This is a genomic window from Veillonellaceae bacterium (genome assembly GCA_025992895.1).
Taxonomy (GTDB): domain Bacteria; phylum Bacillota; class Negativicutes; order Veillonellales; family Dialisteraceae; genus Dialister.
Map to the genome: position 1 here is coordinate 2,252,501 of DAJPGA010000001.1, position 16,879 is coordinate 2,269,379.

Annotated in this window: 15 protein-coding genes; 6 read left to right on the forward strand and 9 right to left on the reverse strand. The window is 49.9% G+C overall.

Features of this window, described 5'->3' with window-relative positions:
• The first annotated feature begins 473 nt into the window (after positions 1-473).
• Together OIM03_10210 and OIM03_10215 are read left to right on the forward strand one after the other, a co-directional pair.
• Positions 474-1,172, forward strand: a complete 699-nt coding sequence (locus OIM03_10210) for a helix-turn-helix domain-containing protein (GenBank protein HJI74618.1) — start codon at positions 474-476, stop codon at positions 1,170-1,172.
• Between the two features lie 29 nt (positions 1,173-1,201).
• The gene (locus OIM03_10215) at positions 1,202-2,044 is read left to right on the forward strand and encodes an IS3 family transposase (GenBank protein ID HJI74619.1); all 843 of its coding nucleotides are present in this window, start codon (positions 1,202-1,204) and stop codon (positions 2,042-2,044) included.
• Between the two features lie 324 nt (positions 2,045-2,368).
• Here OIM03_10215 and OIM03_10220 read toward each other — a convergent pair whose 3' ends face one another.
• The 3 genes from OIM03_10220 to OIM03_10230 are packed head-to-tail and all read right to left on the reverse strand — an operon-like array spanning position 2,369 to position 5,817.
• Positions 2,369-3,301 (reverse strand): DUF1848 domain-containing protein, encoded by a 933-nt coding sequence (locus tag OIM03_10220; protein ID HJI74620.1) that lies wholly within the window; start codon positions 3,299-3,301, stop codon positions 2,369-2,371.
• Positions 3,302-3,313: 12 nt separating this feature from the next.
• A complete protein-coding gene (locus tag OIM03_10225) occupies positions 3,314-4,600 on the reverse strand; it encodes a DUF445 domain-containing protein (GenBank protein ID HJI74621.1) in 1,287 nt (428 codons plus the stop codon).
• Positions 4,597-5,817, reverse strand: a complete 1,221-nt coding sequence (locus tag OIM03_10230; protein ID HJI74622.1) for a DUF445 domain-containing protein — start codon at positions 5,815-5,817, stop codon at positions 4,597-4,599. The genes OIM03_10225 and OIM03_10230 overlap by 4 nt, the downstream gene beginning before the upstream one ends.
• 696 nt (positions 5,818-6,513) lie before the next feature.
• On the opposite strand from OIM03_10230, the gene OIM03_10235 reads away from it, so the two are divergent.
• Together OIM03_10235 and OIM03_10240 are read left to right on the forward strand one after the other, a co-directional pair.
• Positions 6,514-7,212: a helix-turn-helix domain-containing protein gene (locus OIM03_10235; protein ID HJI74623.1), complete on the forward strand. Its 699-nt coding sequence runs from the start codon at positions 6,514-6,516 to the stop codon at positions 7,210-7,212.
• Positions 7,213-7,241: 29 nt separating this feature from the next.
• Positions 7,242-8,084: an IS3 family transposase gene (locus OIM03_10240; protein ID HJI74624.1), complete on the forward strand. Its 843-nt coding sequence runs from the start codon at positions 7,242-7,244 to the stop codon at positions 8,082-8,084.
• Positions 8,085-8,643: 559 nt separating this feature from the next.
• On the opposite strand, the gene OIM03_10245 is transcribed toward OIM03_10240, so the two are convergent.
• On the reverse strand, positions 8,644-9,687 hold the full coding sequence (locus OIM03_10245) for a WYL domain-containing protein (GenBank protein HJI74625.1): 1,044 nt from the start codon (positions 9,685-9,687) through the stop codon (positions 8,644-8,646).
• A 190-nt stretch (positions 9,688-9,877) separates the two neighbouring features.
• A complete protein-coding gene (locus OIM03_10250) occupies positions 9,878-11,047 on the reverse strand; it encodes an MFS transporter (GenBank protein HJI74626.1) in 1,170 nt (389 codons plus the stop codon).
• Between the two features lie 441 nt (positions 11,048-11,488).
• Here OIM03_10250 and OIM03_10255 point away from each other — a divergent pair, with 441 nt between their 5' ends.
• Both OIM03_10255 and OIM03_10260 read left to right on the forward strand, forming a co-directional pair.
• Complete coding sequence (locus OIM03_10255) at positions 11,489-12,121, forward strand: helix-turn-helix domain-containing protein (GenBank protein ID HJI74627.1); 633 nt, start codon at positions 11,489-11,491, stop codon at positions 12,119-12,121.
• Between the two features lie 61 nt (positions 12,122-12,182).
• Positions 12,183-13,058 carry an IS3 family transposase gene (locus OIM03_10260; protein HJI74628.1) on the forward strand — a complete coding sequence of 292 codons (876 nt, stop codon included), beginning with the start codon at positions 12,183-12,185 and terminating at the stop codon, positions 13,056-13,058.
• A gap of 128 nt (positions 13,059-13,186) precedes the next feature.
• Here OIM03_10260 and OIM03_10265 read toward each other — a convergent pair whose 3' ends face one another.
• From OIM03_10265 to OIM03_10280, 4 genes are all read right to left on the reverse strand, one after another.
• Complete coding sequence (locus OIM03_10265) at positions 13,187-13,729, reverse strand: nitroreductase family protein (protein HJI74629.1); 543 nt, start codon at positions 13,727-13,729, stop codon at positions 13,187-13,189.
• Positions 13,730-13,835: 106 nt separating this feature from the next.
• On the reverse strand, positions 13,836-14,690 hold the full coding sequence (locus OIM03_10270; GenBank protein HJI74630.1) for a C45 family peptidase: 855 nt from the start codon (positions 14,688-14,690) through the stop codon (positions 13,836-13,838).
• A gap of 623 nt (positions 14,691-15,313) precedes the next feature.
• On the reverse strand, positions 15,314-16,387 hold the full coding sequence (leuB, locus tag OIM03_10275) for a 3-isopropylmalate dehydrogenase (GenBank protein HJI74631.1): 1,074 nt from the start codon (positions 16,385-16,387) through the stop codon (positions 15,314-15,316).
• Positions 16,387-16,878: a 3-isopropylmalate dehydratase small subunit gene (locus tag OIM03_10280; GenBank protein ID HJI74632.1), complete on the reverse strand. Its 492-nt coding sequence runs from the start codon at positions 16,876-16,878 to the stop codon at positions 16,387-16,389. Before OIM03_10280 ends, leuB begins: the two co-directional genes overlap by 1 nt.
• Position 16,879: the final 1 nt, after the last annotated feature.

Below are 16,879 nucleotides of genomic sequence, written 5' to 3' on the forward strand. Positions count from 1 at the left end.
TCTGTCAACAGGTTTTTTGATGATTTTTTACTCTTTTTTGAAGGAAATCTTTCCTACCGCAAATGAGCTGCATTGTTGACGAAATTTAGTGGCAGGGTGAGGATTTTACAACTAGATATTGTGGAGGGAGGAGCGTTTTGGAAAAGAGATAGTGCTTTTGCACTTGACCTTGCTCTGGAAGAGAAGGGGAACCGCTTTGCGGTGGATGAGTTGCATTTCGTACTGACGCAAGTCTGGTTGTAATGTTCTATTTAAAAGAGCTTATTGATATGAAAGCGTACCTTGGCTTTTTAGCGGAGATGCGGGATTGGAGTTAAAACCAAACAACCAAAGCTAACGCTTTGTAGAACTACATCTCATCCGACGCCTCCGGCGCCACCTTGGTATGATTCAACAAGAAAGACAGAATAATATCATAAATATATTAGGAGGTCATTCTTATGCCATGTAAAACCAAAGCGTCCCCGGAGGAAATGTTAGACCAGATTGCTTCATATCTCTATCAGGGTGTTACGATTACCCAGGCAGCTGAAAATCTTCATATGAGCCGCATAACATTCAGGAAATGGGTCCTCCGGTATAAAGAGGAGGGCTTTAAGGGATTGCGGCCCAGGCAGCATTTGTCTTACTACTCCAATCAGATGAAGATCCAGGCCGTAAAGGAATATCTTAAAGGCGGTGTTTCCATGCTTTCCGTCTGTGCCAAATACAGAATTTCCGGCACACTCTCCCTTAAAACATGGATTGAGGCGTATAATGAGCATAAGTTGACAGACCTCGTTTCTGAAGGAGGAGATCTTATGGGCAAACGCCAGCAATCGGTCAAGGAAGAGCGAGTCAGAATCGTTCAGGAGTGCATCGCCAGTGGATGCGATTATAACAAGATAGCCAAGAAGTACAACATGTCCTACCAAACGCTCTACACATGGGTAAAAAAGTTCAAGGAAATGGGCGAAGTTGGTCTTGAGGATTACAGAGGAAAGCCGATCAGGCTCCAAACGCCCCGGACCGAAGAAGAACAGCTGCGTCAGGAGAATGCCAGACTTCTTGAAGAACAGAAGGATCTTATAGCAGAGATTGCCCTGCTAAAAAAAAAGATGGAGATAGAGGAAAGGTTGCGTTCCTCGAAGGATTCAGCCTTACTCACCTTCTCAGAGATTTTAAAGCCATAAAAGAAGTCCATGAAGAAACCAACATCTCCATAGAAAGTCTCTGCCGACTCTCAAAGGTCTCCCGGGCAGCTTATTACGGATGGCTGAATCATATTAAGAGCGGCCGTGAACTGCTGAGAGAAAAGGTCGCACAGGAGGTCATGAAAACCCATCAGGAATATCCGGATATGGGATACCGCCGGATTAACGATTGGATCAAGAAGGATGACAACATCAATATAAATGTAAGCGACAGTCTGGTTCTTCGTATCATGCGGATACTTAATATTAAGTCCGTGATCAAGTACAAGACCGATGGTTGCACTCGTAACGCAAAGGATCCAAAGTACATTTTTGAAAACCTGCTGAACCGTGACTTTGATGCCGGCGTGTCCAATGCAAGATGGATGACGGATGTCACTGAATTCAAGTACACAACTGCTGATGGAGTTTTGCACAAGTTATATTTAAGCGCGATTATTGACGGCCATGATCGCCGGATTGTCTCTTATGTCATCGGCGACAGGAACAATACTGCACTGGCTTTTGAGACAATGGAAAAGGCACTTAAAGAGAATCCTGGAGAACATCCAATGATTCATACCGACCGCGGATTCCAGTATACAAGCAACGGATTCCATAAGATTGTTGAAAAAGCAGGACTGGTTCACAGCATGTCCCGTGTAGGCTGCTGTGCAGACAACGGTCTGATGGAAGGGTTCTGGGGAATGCTGAAGCGCGAACGTTACTACACACGTAAATTCACCAGCCGTAAAGCAGTGGTAAGCATGATCAACGGCTACATCTACTTCTACAACAACAAACGCATTCAGCGCAAATTACATCTTTTAGCTCCAATGGAAGTATTCAACGCAGCTCCAATGGCTGCATGATTAAGATTAAAGTACGATTAGATTTTTTATGATATTTATTTGTCTGTATTAACAAATCCGCACCACCTTCTCCTTCGGAGCAAGGTTAACACCCTTAAACCGAACTTCGTTCGATGGAAAACCATACTACCAGTCTTCGACTGAGGAAATGCAACTCATCCGTCAGCTCCGCTGACACCTTCCCTTCCAGGGCAAGGTCAAAGGCGTACCTTGGCACTTCTGCTGCGCTGCGAAAGCAGCAAGCAAAAAGGAGGCCTTCGATGGGTCTCCTTTTTGCATTCCTATTCTCCTTTTGTATTTCCCTTTTCTCTTTCCTGCCTGTTTTTAAAAGAGGCTAATCTCTCTATCGATCCAGGTTTCTTGTCTGGCTTCTACTACTTGGTCTTCTTTTTCTACGTGGCCTATGAGGAGCGGGGAGCTTGGGTCGTGGTGGTTTCTGTTTTCGATGACGGCTTCGGGGCTTTCGTTGGCGTAGCAGTATTTGCAGAGGTGCGGGCAGGTGGTGTAGGCGCCTATGTCGTTTCCGAGGAGGCAGGCGCAGCCTTGTCTGGCCTGGTGGGTTTTGATGTTTGGGATCTTGAGTTTGATTCCGAAGGCTTTTTCTAGTTTTTCTTTTGTCATGCAGCCGCTGGTGTCTATGCCAACTTTTGCCAGTCTCGGGTCTTCGAGGCAGGAGGAGACTTGGATGCCGTGCTGCTCTCCTATCTTTGCCATTCTTTCTGCCATGTGGTACTGGATTTCGTGGCTGACTCTTTCTGCTTCGGGGAAGTTTCGGATGGTTTTCTTGTATAGGTCGATGAAGGAAATGACGCAGTTTTCTGTGCTTCCTTCTAGTTTCTCAGCCATGTCTCTGAAGGCGCGGATGTGGCGTTCGGGTGTGAAGGTATCTGTCAGGAGTATGGGATCGTACCGCCAGACGGTTCTTTCTTTTCCTACTATCCCTGACAGTTTCCTGAAGGAGGAAATGGTTTCTTCTACGGGCGGGACGTTGGGTTCTATATCTCTGCCGTAGGGCGTGATGGTGACGTGCCAGTACTGGCGGAAGGCTGCCAGTTCCCCCAATTTCCCCAGCATGGGCGCGGGGTTCTTGGTGCAGAAGGCGATGATGTCTACGACTTCGGGGTCGATTTTGTACCTGGTGATTCTCTGGTAGTTGAAAGGGTTCCGCACCATGACGGAGCCTTCGCGGACGCGGCGAAGGAACCAGTCAGAATAGAAGGCTGGTATGTCGGTTCTCTGCCCTGTGTTTAAGATCATGGCGCTCCTTTCTTACATGAACTGGTGCATGAACGGGATATACGCGTACTCTAAAAGGAAATAGAAGAGTCCCCCGGCGGCAAGGCCTGTGATGGCGCCATTGATGCGGATGCCTTCGAGGTCGGTATGGACTTTGGATTCGATGAATTCGTTCAGTTCTTCGCTGGAGAGTGCCTGAAGGACGCTGACGGCAGCACCCGCCAGAAGTGTTCTTTCATGATCGGCGAGTTCGGAAATGAGGTCCTGTGCGCCGGTATCAATGCGCGAACGGAGGACGGGATCGGCCGCGAGGCGGTCAATGGCATGCCCCACGTAGGATTTCAGGATTTTCTCCAGTTTTGTCTTGCCGTTTTCTTCTTCGTTCCATTCGGAGAGGAGGCTCTCAATCATCGTCTTCACTTTTTCTCCGGCCGGGTATTTTTCAAAGAGACTCTTTCCGAAGTCTTCAAGGGCCTTCTTCGTTTCTTCATCATCGGCAAAGTCATGGACGGCTTTGTCCCAGCGGGTCAAAAGTGCTTGATGGAAGGGATCGGCAGGGTCTTTCCAGCGTTCGATGGCTTTGGCAAGTGCATCGGTGCCGGAGGCTGCCATTTCTTCGTAATCGACGGTGCCGGTGAATTCGGCGGCGGAGAAGAGGAGGCGTTTGAAGAAGCCGGCCTGCTCTTTCTTCTGCTCCCCTGCTTTCTTAAGCGCCTGAGCGAGGGCTTCTTTCGCTCTTTCCTGTTTGACTCCTTCTTCGGCAAAGGACAGCAATTTCTGGAGCCATTCTTCACGGCTCATTCTGGCAAGGATTTCTTCTCTTGCCTTTCCTGCGATGAGGGAAATGAGTTTTCCTGTCTCTCCATCTGCCATGGCTGCGGCCTTTTCTTTATTTTCTTCTATGAGTCCGATCAGGAAACGGACGCCTTCACGGGCAAGGAAGTTTTCTGCGCCTTCTCTTGCTTTTTCATTATGGAAGAATTCTTGGTCGGCGAGTTCCATGATGGATCCACCGGCTGCGCTTTTAAGGAGGCCGCTTTTGTCGATGAGTGTATCGCTGACGGCTCCTAATTTCCTGATGACAGCATCCCTGTTCGAAGGGATGAGCGGGCGGTACGGCAAATGGAAGCGTCTGCGGAAGAGGGCTTCGACGGCGATCCAGTCGGCGCAGCATCCGATGAGGCAGGACTGCGCGAGGAAGTAGAAAATGGAAACGGTTTCGGTCCCTGCCCAGGGGCTCCATGCCCGAAGGATGATGGCCGCGCCGAAAAGGATGGCGGAGGCAAGGAAGAGACGGTTGGCTGTCTGGTATCGTTTCATAATCCGCCTCCTATCATGGGTACAAGGAAGAAGAGAAGGCCCAGAATGGCACCGAAGAGGGATCCGTTCAAGCGGATGGCGGCTGTATCTTCGGAAACGGCGTCCTTGGCAAGGCCCGCCATGGTTCTTCCATCCATTGAGGAAAGTTTTTCCGTGACGGCGTTCCCGATCGATTCATGAATCTTTGGCAGGAGCGGCAGGAAGAGGCGGACGAGGAAGGCATCGAACGCACGGCGTTTCTTTTCGTCGGCAAATCCTGTCTTGATCATGGAAAGGACGATGGCCGAAAGGTGCTCTGCTGCGAGGGGTCTATTTTCTTCCCAGAGGCGGAAAGCTGTCTCTTTCCCCTTCCCTGCCAGAAGAACGGCGGCTTTCTCCGTCACGAAATGGTTCACTTTTTTCTTCACGTCTTTGTCGTCTTCGAGCGCACGAATGAGGCTGGCGCATTTTTCGTCGATAAAAAGGCGGGCAGGACTCCCCTTCTCGGTCAGGGAATCGGCCAGTTTCAAAAGTTCTTTCCGGATGAGCGTCGTCACTTCTTCTGTCTGATCCTGAACACTTGAGCGGAGAAGACCGCGGAGGAATCCATTCTGCTCGTAGTCTTTCCAGGCAGAGAGGTAAATCTTTCTGATTTCATCCTGCGTACATTCATCTTCGAGGAACGCTTTCGCTTCGCGGGCCAGAACGTCGATCAATGGACGGCTCTTCTCCCCCGCGCGGAATTCTTCAAGGACGAGGGCGATCTGCCCAGCCCAGTCGGTGGAGGCCGCTGACTCTGCTGCTTTCGCGGAAAGGAAACGCCAGAGCGCTTCCCTGTCGATGGAGTTCAGAGAAAGGAGCGCGGCTGCATCAAGGACATTCTTCACGCCTGCTTCATGGGACAGGATCCATTTATAGAGGACGTCGGTAGGAACGTTCTTCACGACGAGTGCCTTGATTCGCTGACGTGTCAGGAGTTCCTCGGTGATCATCTCACGGGCGAGGCGGATGATCTTGTCACGATCTTTTGCAATGATGTCCGTCCTCTTCCCGATGCCAAGCGGCTTACCAAAGAGAGATGCGACACCGAACCAGTCGGCAAATCCTCCGACGGTAGCAGCAAAGCCCAAGTGGAAAAGCCCCTCTGCCAGAAGGGAGATATCTTTATAAGGAGCGGCCGCCGCCGTCAAGACAGCGCTCGACGCCAGGACGACATTCGCCCAAGTTTTCTTCTTCATAAGAGACTCCTTTCTGGGGGGGATTAAAAACGAACTTCGTTCGAAGAAAAACAGGAAAACTCGCTGCGCTCGAGGAAATGATTAAGATCCTGAATTTCTGCGAGGGGAGTGAGGGGGGGGTCGCACTTGACCTTGCTCTGGAAGAGAAGGTGCGCGACCTCAAATTCTGATGTCGGGCGGATGAGTTGCATTTCTGCGAACGGAGTGAGGTGGGATACTTGCCTTCCCAGACGGGGAAGGTGGGCGGCCCCGTTGCTGATGCCGCTCGGATAGGGTTGATTATTCATCGGGCTTAGCTATATAAAAAGGTTCTGCGAGTGGAATGAGGTTGGCTTGTTTTCCATTTCGCACCTTGGGGCGGTTGTAAAAGTGTAGTAAAAAAGAGCTTTCTTTACTTATCTTTATTAATCTGAAGGCGTACCTTGGCTTTTTAGCGGAGCTGCGGGAGCGGTGATGAAAACCATACAACCGCAGCTCTGCTGCGTGGAAATCAACCCTATCCACCGCAAAGCGGTCCCCCTTCCCCGTCTGGGAAGGCGAGTAAAACCATACAACCGCCTTGCAGGCTGGGAACTACTGTATTCCCGATCTCCGACCGGACCTTTGGTATGATTCAACAAGAAAGACAGAATAATATCATAAATATATTAGGAGGTCATTCTTATGCCATGTAAAACCAAAGCGTCCCCGGAGGAAATGTTAGACCAGATTGCTTCATATCTCTATCAGGGTGTTACGATTACCCAGGCAGCTGAAAATCTTCATATGAGCCGCATAACATTCAGGAAATGGGTCCTCCGGTATAAAGAGGAGGGCTTTAAGGGATTGCGGCCCAGGCAGCATTTGTCTTACTACTCCAATCAGATGAAGATCCAGGCCGTAAAGGAATATCTTAAAGGCGGTGTTTCCATGCTTTCCGTCTGTGCCAAATACAGAATTTCCGGCACACTCTCCCTTAAAACATGGATTGAGGCGTATAATGAGCATAAGTTGACAGACCTCGTTTCTGAAGGAGGAGATCTTATGGGCAAACGCCAGCAATCGGTCAAGGAAGAGCGAGTCAGAATCGTTCAGGAGTGCATCGCCAGTGGATGCGATTATAACAAGATAGCCAAGAAGTACAACATGTCCTACCAAACGCTCTACACATGGGTAAAAAAGTTCAAGGAAATGGGCGAAGTTGGTCTTGAGGATTACAGAGGAAAGCCGATCAGGCTCCAAACACCCCGGACCGAAGAAGAACAGCTGCGTCAGGAGAATGCCAGACTTCTTGAAGAACAGAAGGATCTTATAGCAGAGATTGCCCTGCTAAAAAAAAAGATGGAGATAGAGGAAAGGTTGCGTTCCTCGAAGGATTCAGCCTTACTCACCTTCTCAGAGATTTTAAAGCCATAAAAGAAGTCCATGAAGAAACCAACATCTCCATAGAAAGTCTCTGCCGACTCTCAAAGGTCTCCCGGGCAGCTTATTACGGATGGCTGAATCATATTAAGAGCGGCCGTGAACTGCTGAGAGAAAAGGTCGCACAGGAGGTCATGAAAACCCATCAGGAATATCCGGATATGGGATACCGCCGGATTAACGATTGGATCAAGAAGGATGACAACATCAATATAAATGTAAGCGACAGTCTGGTTCTTCGTATCATGCGGATACTTAATATTAAGTCCGTGATCAAGTACAAGACCGATGGTTGCACTCGTAACGCAAAGGATCCAAAGTACATTTTTGAAAACCTGCTGAACCGTGACTTTGATGCCGGCGTGTCCAATGCAAGATGGATGACGGATGTCACTGAATTCAAGTACACAACTGCTGATGGAGTTTTGCACAAGTTATATTTAAGCGCGATTATTGACGGCCATGATCGCCGGATTGTCTCTTATGTCATCGGCGACAGGAACAATACTGCACTGGCTTTTGAGACAATGGAAAAGGCACTTAAAGAGAATCCTGGAGAACATCCAATGATTCATACCGACCGCGGATTCCAGTATACAAGCAACGGATTCCATAAGATTGTTGAAAAAGCAGGACTGGTTCACAGCATGTCCCGTGTAGGCTGCTGTGCAGACAACGGTCTGATGGAAGGGTTCTGGGGAATGCTGAAGCGCGAACGTTACTACACACGTAAATTCACCAGCCGTAAAGCAGTGGTAAGCATGATCAACGGCTACATCTACTTCTACAACAACAAACGCATTCAGCGCAAATTACATCTTTTAGCTCCAATGGAAGTATTCAACGCAGCTCCAATGGCTGCATGATTAAGATTAAAGTACGATTAGATTTTTTATGATATTTATTTGTCTGTATTAACAAATCCGCACCACTTCTCCTTTCGGAGCAAGGTCAACACCCTTAAACCAGCCTTCGGCTGAGGAAAAGAAGTAAAACCAGACAGCCGGACTCCGTCCGTTGGTAATCAACCCTATCCACCGCAAGCGGTTCCCCTTCCCCGTCTGGGAAGGCAAGTAAAACCATACAGCCGCCTTACAGGCTGAGAAATGCAACTCATCCGTCGGCTCCGCCGCCACCTTCTCCTCCCAGAGCAAGGTTAAAACCGGCCTACGGCCCTTCTTCCGCTAACGGGGACGCCTTTCCCGGTTGGCATGTTTTCCGAATCGCCACACTTGGCGGTTGTGAAGGTGTGATAAGAAAGAGCTTATTGATTTAGAAGCGTACCTTGGCCTTTTGTCGGCGCTGCGGGAGCAGCAAGGTTGAAGGCGTACCTTGGCACTTTGGTTTTGCTGTGCTTTCGGCCTTCCTTACTCCCCTCCACGTAAAAGGAGATGGGAATTCGGGGTTCTCCATCTCCTTTCTTTTTTAGTGTCCGCGTTTTAGTTTTTTGAGGTCTACTGCGGGTTGTTCGCAGATTTTTCTGGCTTCGGTGAGCCATCTTTCTCTAAGGGTGGCCGGGGCGAGGACGTTGACGCTGGAGCCTTGGCTCAGGAGCCACATGAGGATGCCTTCGCCTTTTAGTTCTGCGGTGATGAGCCAGCTGCCATCGTCCTGGAGGACTTTTCTGGCTGTGGGGATGCGGTCCATGACGGCTTCTATGGATCTTCCTGTGTAGAGGAAGGCTACGTGCTGGATGAGGCCGGAAAACATGTACTGGGTCTGGTTCTTGAATACGCCTTCTCTGAAGCGTTTGTTGTATGGGACGTCCCATTTGATTTTTGTTTCTTCGACGTCGGACATGCGGTCTAAGCGGTAGGTCCTGGTGTCTACGGAAGGGTCGGGTTTGTGGTCGTCGCCGAAGGGAAGGGCGATGACGTAGAAGTAGTATTCGGAGAAGACGACGCCTAAGGGCAGTGCTCTGTGGGGCGTGCCCTGGGTGCTTCCTATTTTTGTGTAGTCGAAGGTGATGACGTGGTGTTTCTTGATGGCTTGTGCGACTTCCCAGAGCTGGTCCATGTCGGGTTTGCCGTGGGATGGGTCGAGGTAGTCGAAGAGTTCCCGTTTGACGAATTCTTTGATTTCTTCCTGTTCTTCCGGAAGGACGGCGGACTGGAGGAGGCGGTTCATGAGGGACTCGAGGTCTTTTCTGCTGTATGTTCTTCCTCCTAAGAGGATTTTGCAGATGGCGAAGAGTTCGCTCTTGGAGATGAAGCGGTTCTCGACTTCGACGATGCGGTATGTCCTGTCTTCTCTGCTGTAGCGCAGTTCTCTTCTCGGGCCGTCATCTTTTTCGGCTTCTTCGAGGTATTGGCGGATGGCGGCAAGGTAACGGTTCGCGGTTCTTGCGTTCACGTCAAATCGTGTGGAAATCTGATCTTTCGTAAGGGGATGCCCATGGATCATTATGTCAAAGAGGGCCAGCATTTTCCCTGTCTTGTTGTCTTCTTTTTCATCTTTGATGGCAGCCATGTTATCACACTCCTGAAACGACTATTATTACATGGTTCAATTATACCAAACTATGCGTTTGTAGTTAAACATGATGAGTGAAAAAGATATGAGACTTGGGCAAAGGGAATGTTTGAAATTGAAAGAAGAGCTGCCTGAAATGGTCAGTCATTTCTACAGCTCTTTTTATGTGAGACTTATTATATGAATCTTATTTCACTTTTTCCATGTCCGGATTTTTCAGGGTGAATGCGGCGATGGCACCGAGGATACCGGCGATCCAGAGAATCTGGAGGGCGGTCGTGAGACCCCAAACGTCAGCGGCCCAGCCTACGACGGGAGCAAAGATACCACCTAATGTTGTGGAGAGTCCGAGTGTGACACCGGAGGCAAAGCCTGCGTTTCTTCCAAGATAGGTCTGTCCCAGGATGACCATGGGGCTGTATCCGGAGAATACGGAGATGGCGCATGGCACGAGGAGGGCTGTCGCAAGGAAGAGGTTCGTGGTGTTCGTGAGGAGGAAGTAGGCAGGAATCATGATGCAGAATGCGATGCGGATGATGGTCCTGTAGCCCAGGCGGTCAGAGAGCATTCCTCCGAAATAGGTGCAGACGGCGCCGATGCCAAAGAGGATGGAAAGGGCGGTCGTTCCCTGAGAGGCAGTAGCGCCAAGGGCTCCAATCCAGAGAAGCGGGATGAATGTGTTGCTCAGGGTGAAGCCCATGGAGCGGGCCAGGATGCATACGGAAAGTTTACCAAAGGATGGCCAGTCGTTCGTCTCCCCTGTTTCTCCAGAGGATACTTTCTTCCTGTCGGCAACGCGTGTGTCGGCGAAGACTTTTCTGGAGCGGGAATAAAGAAGAGCGGCGGCAAAGAGGTTCACGATGCCGAAGATGACGAGAGAATGAATGCCGAGGTGGTAAGCGCAGATGCCAGCCAGGATCGGTCCGATGGCAAATCCCCCATTTCCTCCGACGGAGAATGTGCCCATGGCTTTCCCCTTCTTTTCACCGCTGATACGGTTCACCATGAGGGCAGCTTCTGGATGGAAGAGCGCGCTTCCCACTCCGCAGAGGATGGCAGCAGCAAAGATGGCGTAGTAGTTCGTGAGAGATCCCATCGATGTGACGGCAAGTCCGCAGAGGACGGGCCCTAAGGGAACGAACCAGGGACGGGAAATCTTGTCTGAATAGTAGCCGAAGAGCGGCTGAAGAATCGATGCCAGAAGAACATTGGCAAAGATAAGCGCACCGGCTGACTGGTAATTGAGGCCGTAGTGCGCGATGAAATATGGCAGCAGCGCAGGAATCGCGCCCTGCGCCCAGTCCACGGACAGGTGCCCGAGTGCAAAGAGATAGATTGCAGAACTTTGTTGTTTCAAGATGGCGCCTCCTTGGACGATGCAATGGGAAATCCATTTCCCCTTGCGAGATTTTTAGATATGCCAAAATTATAGAGGATTTGGGATAGAGTGGCAAGAGGGAGATGGGTGGGTGGAGAATATTAGAAAAACGGATGGTGAGGAAAAACCATACAACCGCAGCGTTGCTGCGTGGTAATCAACCCTATCCGCCGGCATCAGAATCTGAGGCCGGCACCTTCCCCGTCTGGGAAGGCGAGTAAAACCACACAGCCGCCTTGCAGGCTGGGAAATGAACCTCCTCTAAAAACCACAAAACCAGCCTTCGGCTGAGGAACTACATCTCATCCGTCGCCTCCGGCGCCACCTTTGGTATGATTCAACAAGAAAGACAGAATAATATCATAAATATATTAGGAGGTCATTCTTATGCCATGTAAAACCAAAGCGTCCCCGGAGGAAATGTTAGACCAGATTGCTTCATATCTCTATCAGGGTGTTACGATTACCCAGGCAGCTGAAAATCTTCATATGAGCCGCATAACATTCAGGAAATGGGTCCTCCGGTATAAAGAGGAGGGCTTTAAGGGATTGCGGCCCAGGCAGCATTTGTCTTACTACTCCAATCAGATGAAGATCCAGGCCGTAAAGGAATATCTTAAAGGCGGTGTTTCCATGCTTTCCGTCTGTGCCAAATACAGAATTTCCGGCACACTCTCCCTTAAAACATGGATTGAGGCGTATAATGAGCATAAGTTGACAGACCTCGTTTCTGAAGGAGGAGATCTTATGGGCAAACGCCAGCAATCGGTCAAGGAAGAGCGAGTCAGAATCGTTCAGGAGTGCATCGCCAGTGGATGCGATTATAACAAGATAGCCAAGAAGTACAACATGTCCTACCAAACGCTCTACACATGGGTAAAAAAGTTCAAGGAAATGGGCGAAGTTGGTCTTGAGGATTACAGAGGAAAGCCGATCAGGCTCCAAACGCCCCGGACCGAAGAAGAACAGCTGCGTCAGGAGAATGCCAGACTTCTTGAAGAACAGAAGGATCTTATAGCAGAGATTGCCCTGCTAAAAAAAAGATGGAGATAGAGGAAAGGTTGCGTTCCTCGAAGGATTCAGCCTTACTCACCTTCTCAGAGATTTTAAAGCCATAAAAGAAGTCCATGAAGAAACCAACATCTCCATAGAAAGTCTCTGCCGACTCTCAAAGGTCTCCCGGGCAGCTTATTACGGATGGCTGAATCATATTAAGAGCGGCCGTGAACTGCTGAGAGAAAAGGTCGCACAGGAGGTCATGAAAACCCATCAGGAATATCCGGATATGGGATACCGCCGGATTAACGATTGGATCAAGAAGGATGACAACATCAATATAAATGTAAGCGACAGTCTGGTTCTTCGTATCATGCGGATACTTAATATTAAGTCCGTGATCAAGTACAAGACCGATGGTTGCACTCGTAACGCAAAGGATCCAAAGTACATTTTTGAAAACCTGCTGAACCGTGACTTTGATGCCGGCGTGTCCAATGCAAGATGGATGACGGATGTCACTGAATTCAAGTACACAACTGCTGATGGAGTTTTGCACAAGTTATATTTAAGCGCGATTATTGACGGCCATGATCGCCGGATTGTCTCTTATGTCATCGGCGACAGGAACAATACTGCACTGGCTTTTGAGACAATGGAAAAGGCACTTAAAGAGAATCCTGGAGAACATCCAATGATTCATACCGACCGCGGATTCCAGTATACAAGCAACGGATTCCATAAGATTGTTGAAAAAGCAGGACTGGTTCACAGCATGTCCCGTGTAGGCTGCTGTGCAGACAACGGTCTGATGGAAGGGTTCTGGGGAATGCTGAAGCGCGAACGTTACTACACACGTAAATTCACCAGCCGTAAAGCAGTGGTAAGCATGATCAACGGCTACATCTACTTCTACAACAACAAACGCATTCAGCGCAAATTACATCTTTTAGCTCCAATGGAAGTATTCAACGCAGCTCCAATGGCTGCATGATTAAGATTAAAGTACGATTAGATTTTTTATGATATTTATTTGTCTGTATTAACAAATCCGCACCACTTCTCCTGCCGGAGCAAGGTCAAGGGCATCCCCTATTCTCTTCTGCTTCACTTTCACTCGGATTATCTGAAGGTCAGTACTTCTTTAAGCGGTTTTCTTTCGTTGGCTGCCGGAATGACTGCCGGGTGTCCGATGGCAATGATGGCGGATACGTCGTAGTTTTCCGGAAGGTCGAGTATTTCCTTGATTTTGGCTTCATCGTAGCGTCCCATGATGAGGGTGCCGAGTTCGAGGGCATTGGCTGCTGCGCAGAGGTAGGCTGCTGCCATGCCTGCGTCGAAGGACTGCCAGTGGGTGCCTTTCGTGGTGGACGGTGTGCCGTCCGGTTCGTAGCCGGAGAGGCCTTTGATGGCGCAGAGGATGATGAGTGCCGGTGCTTCGTGGATGTTTTCGGTGTTCCACGGGAATTTCTTGGTGCATTCGTCGGCGATGCGGTTCTTCAGGTCTTCGTCAAGAACAGCGATGTAGCGGATGGGCTGGGTATTTTCCCAGCAGGATGCCATCTGCGAAGTTTCCACGACATTTTCGATTTCCTGCTGAGAGAGCGGTTCTCTTGTGTATTCGCGGATACTTCTTCTGGAAATCAAACAACTAATAGCTTCCATCTTTTCCTCCTTATTTCGGAAAAAATCTGACCGGGATCATGGATCCCTCTGTTTGGTTCCCTCTATTTTAGCATACTTTTCTGTCTTTCCAAATGGTCTTGCTGCACTATTTCGATGGGAATAAATGCGCGCCGTCGAGCTGGTAAATGTCCTCTTTTCCCTGGTCGTCCGGGGAGTAACGGATCTTGACGTAAATGTCCGGTTTGGCATCGTCATGGAGCCATACTCCGATGGTAGCGAGGGTCTGGACGCCGTCTTTTTTGCTGCCGGTTCTCCAGATGCTGTCGTTCGGCCCGTCATGTTCGTCTTCGGAGAAGGCGATCATATCATCCAGTGTATAGGGCTCATGGGGCTCTGCCAGGAGTTCGTCGATGCGGTGAAGTCTGGTACTGCTCGATCTTCCTATTTTGTGATTGAATTGTGTCAAATCCGGCAGGAGGAAATGGTTCGTGTGTGCCAGTGTCCCGTTCTCTTCCGTTTTCACGTCCCAGATGCCGTCTTCGCCGATTTCAACGTACGCAATCTCATGGGCGTCAGCCATGAGAAAGAAGCCCGGGCTCTTGAAGTAATCTTTCATTTCGAGTGCTTCCTTGACCGAGGAGCAATTGCCAAGGAGCGCCGCGAGAGTGCCGCGCTTGCCGTAGGCGAGCCGTACGTCTTTGGGAATCGGTTCAGCGACGGCAGAGAAAACGGCAAATCCTTCTTCGTTCACTCCGCCTGTCAGCGACATATGATCTTCGTTGCCGCCGTAAATGCCGTAGTAACGGTATACGGGGCCCTGATGGTACCGCATTTCCTGGTACATAGGATGCTCATCGCGGTTCTTCACGATGATGGCGCCTCCGCCTTCAACGGCGGTGCCCTGCGCAGCAAAAAGCGTGCATGCCTTCGCCTGCCATGGGAGTAAGATCAGGCTGGCAGCCGCCAGCGCCCATGCGGTCTTTTTCAGTGAGAATTTCATAGGACATCCTTCTTTCGGGAGCTTTGCAGCCATCCCCTTCCGGATTCGTGCTTATCATACGCCTGTATAGCCGTCATACAGCAAGCATCCGGGATATATTAATTGTGATTTGTTGATGGAAATAAAACTTTGAATCGAGTGAAAAAAACCTTATGTTAAATAAGATAAAACCTTCACGACTTAGATAAACCTTTACAACCAGCCTTGCGGCTGATGGAAATTCCTCGATTTCCTTAATTATACGCTTAGAGTGCAAGGGGTGTGTAAAACAAGCAAATCGGGAAAAGAGGAAAACCATAAAACCTCGCTTCGCGAGTGAACTGCACTCCTTCCCGCCGCATACGCGGCACCCTTCCTCTCCGAGGCAGGTTTTTGCGATTCTGATGGATAATATCGATTGAGATTTAGCACGGTTTTCATTTACGGTGAACGTATTTAAATCACTATTGATAATATCGGTATTGAATGATTACGGAAGGTTTTGACCTGCCCCAGCGGGGAAGGCGAGTATTAGCGACTTTTCCGCCTTCTCTACCGCTCTCCTCCCCACGCAAAAGCCCGGTCATGGATGTGGATTCATGATCGGGCTTTTCTTTAATACTATATATCCTTAATATTTTCTTTTATTTAATGTGTGCGAGGATGGCTTCGGTCATGCCTATGCCGCTGACTTTTTTCATGCCTTCTTTGTAAATGTCTCCTGTTCTGTAGCCTTCATCCAGGGTGTCGGAGATGGCTTTTTCTATGGCGTCGGCTGCTTTGTCTTCGTTTAGTGAGTAGCGGAGGAGCATGGCGGCGGAGAGGATGGTGGCTATCGGGTTGGCGATGCCTTTTCCTGCGATGTCGGGGGCGGAGCCGTGGATGGGTTCGTAGAGGCTGGTTTCTTTGCCTATGCTGGCAGAGGGAAGCATGCCTACGGAGCCGGAGAGGACAGCGGCTTCGTCGGAGAGGATGTCTCCGAACATGTTGCCTGTGACGACGACGTCGAAGAAGGATGGGTGGATGGCGAATTGCTGGGCGCAGTTGTCGACGTACATGTGGTCGAGTTTGACATCCGGGTATTCTTCGTCATGGACGCGGATGACGGTGCGGCGCCAGAGGCGGGATGTGGCGAGGACGTTGGATTTGTCTACGCTGGTGACGTGGTTCTTTCTTTTTCTGGCTGCTTCGAAGGCAAATCTTGCGATGCGTTCGACTTCGGGAACGGAGTAGTTTTCAAGGTCCCATGCTCTTTCGGATCCGTTATGGATTTCGGATTCGCAGCGGTCGCCGAAGTAGATGCCGCCGACGAGTTCTCTGACGATCATGATGTCGGTGCCTTTGGCGATTTCTGGTTTCAATGGCGAGTAGTCGATCATGGAGTCGGAGATGCGGACGGGGCGGAGGTTGACGTAGAGGCCGAGCTGTTTTCTAAGGCCCAGGATGGCTTTTTCCGGGCGGAGATCGGGTGTGAGGTGGTCCCACTGGTCTCCTCCTACGGCGCCGAAGAGGACGGCGTCGGCATTCCTGCAGGATTCGATGGTTTCTTCGGGAAGCGGGGATCCTGTGTGGTCGTAGGCGGTGCCGCCTGCTTCTTTCCATTCGAAGGCAAAGCCTATTTTATAGATGTCGTCGATTTTTTCGAGGACGCGGACGGTTTCTTCTGTGATTTCCTGCCCTATTCCATCGCCCGGAATGACTGTGATTTTCTTTACCATTATTTTTTCTCCTTTACGTAATTGATGAGTCCGCCTGCTTGGGCGATTTCTTCAATGAATCCGGGAAGCGGAGGGGCCTGGAAGATATCGCCGGTGGTGACGTCTTCGATGGTGCCTTTGGAGAGGTCGACTTTCAGGATGTCGCCTGCGTGGATTTTTTCTACGTCTTTCCCGATTTCAAGGAGCGGAAGACCTACGTTGATGCCGTTTCTATAGAAGATGCGGGCAAAGGATTCTGCAATGATGACGGGGATGCCGGATGCTTTGATGGCAACGGGGGCGTGTTCTCTGGAGGAGCCGCAGCCGAAGTTTCTGCCGCCGACCATGATGTCGCCTGCTTTGACTTCTTTGGCGAATGTGGGGTCGATGTCGACCATGCAGTGGGATGCGAGTTCTTTGGGATCGAATGTATTCAAGTATCTTGCGGGGATGATGACATCGGTATCGATGTTGTCGCCGTAGCGCCAGACTTTTCCTTCTAAGACTGCCATA

What these genes read in the sequence shown, in the direction of transcription:
- OIM03_10210 (HJI74618.1), top strand. Translation starts at nt 474, where the DNA reads ATGTTAGACCAGATTGCTTCATATCTCTATCAGGGTGTTACGATTACC.
- OIM03_10220 (HJI74620.1), bottom strand. Translation starts at nt 3,301, where the DNA reads ATGATCTTAAACACAGGGCAGAGAACCGACATACCAGCCTTCTATTCT.
- OIM03_10225 (HJI74621.1), bottom strand. Translation starts at nt 4,600, where the DNA reads ATGAAACGATACCAGACAGCCAACCGTCTCTTCCTTGCCTCCGCCATC.
- OIM03_10230 (HJI74622.1), bottom strand. Translation starts at nt 5,817, where the DNA reads ATGAAGAAGAAAACTTGGGCGAATGTCGTCCTGGCGTCGAGCGCTGTC.
- OIM03_10235 (HJI74623.1), top strand. Translation starts at nt 6,514, where the DNA reads ATGTTAGACCAGATTGCTTCATATCTCTATCAGGGTGTTACGATTACC.
- OIM03_10245 (HJI74625.1), bottom strand. Translation starts at nt 9,687, where the DNA reads ATGGCTGCCATCAAAGATGAAAAAGAAGACAACAAGACAGGGAAAATG.
- OIM03_10255 (HJI74627.1), top strand. Translation starts at nt 11,489, where the DNA reads ATGTTAGACCAGATTGCTTCATATCTCTATCAGGGTGTTACGATTACC.
- OIM03_10265 (HJI74629.1), bottom strand. Translation starts at nt 13,729, where the DNA reads ATGGAAGCTATTAGTTGTTTGATTTCCAGAAGAAGTATCCGCGAATAC.
- OIM03_10270 (HJI74630.1), bottom strand. Translation starts at nt 14,690, where the DNA reads ATGAAATTCTCACTGAAAAAGACCGCATGGGCGCTGGCGGCTGCCAGC.
- leuB (HJI74631.1), bottom strand. Translation starts at nt 16,387, where the DNA reads ATGGTAAAGAAAATCACAGTCATTCCGGGCGATGGAATAGGGCAGGAA.
- OIM03_10280 (HJI74632.1), bottom strand. Translation starts at nt 16,878, where the DNA reads ATGGCAGTCTTAGAAGGAAAAGTCTGGCGCTACGGCGACAACATCGAT.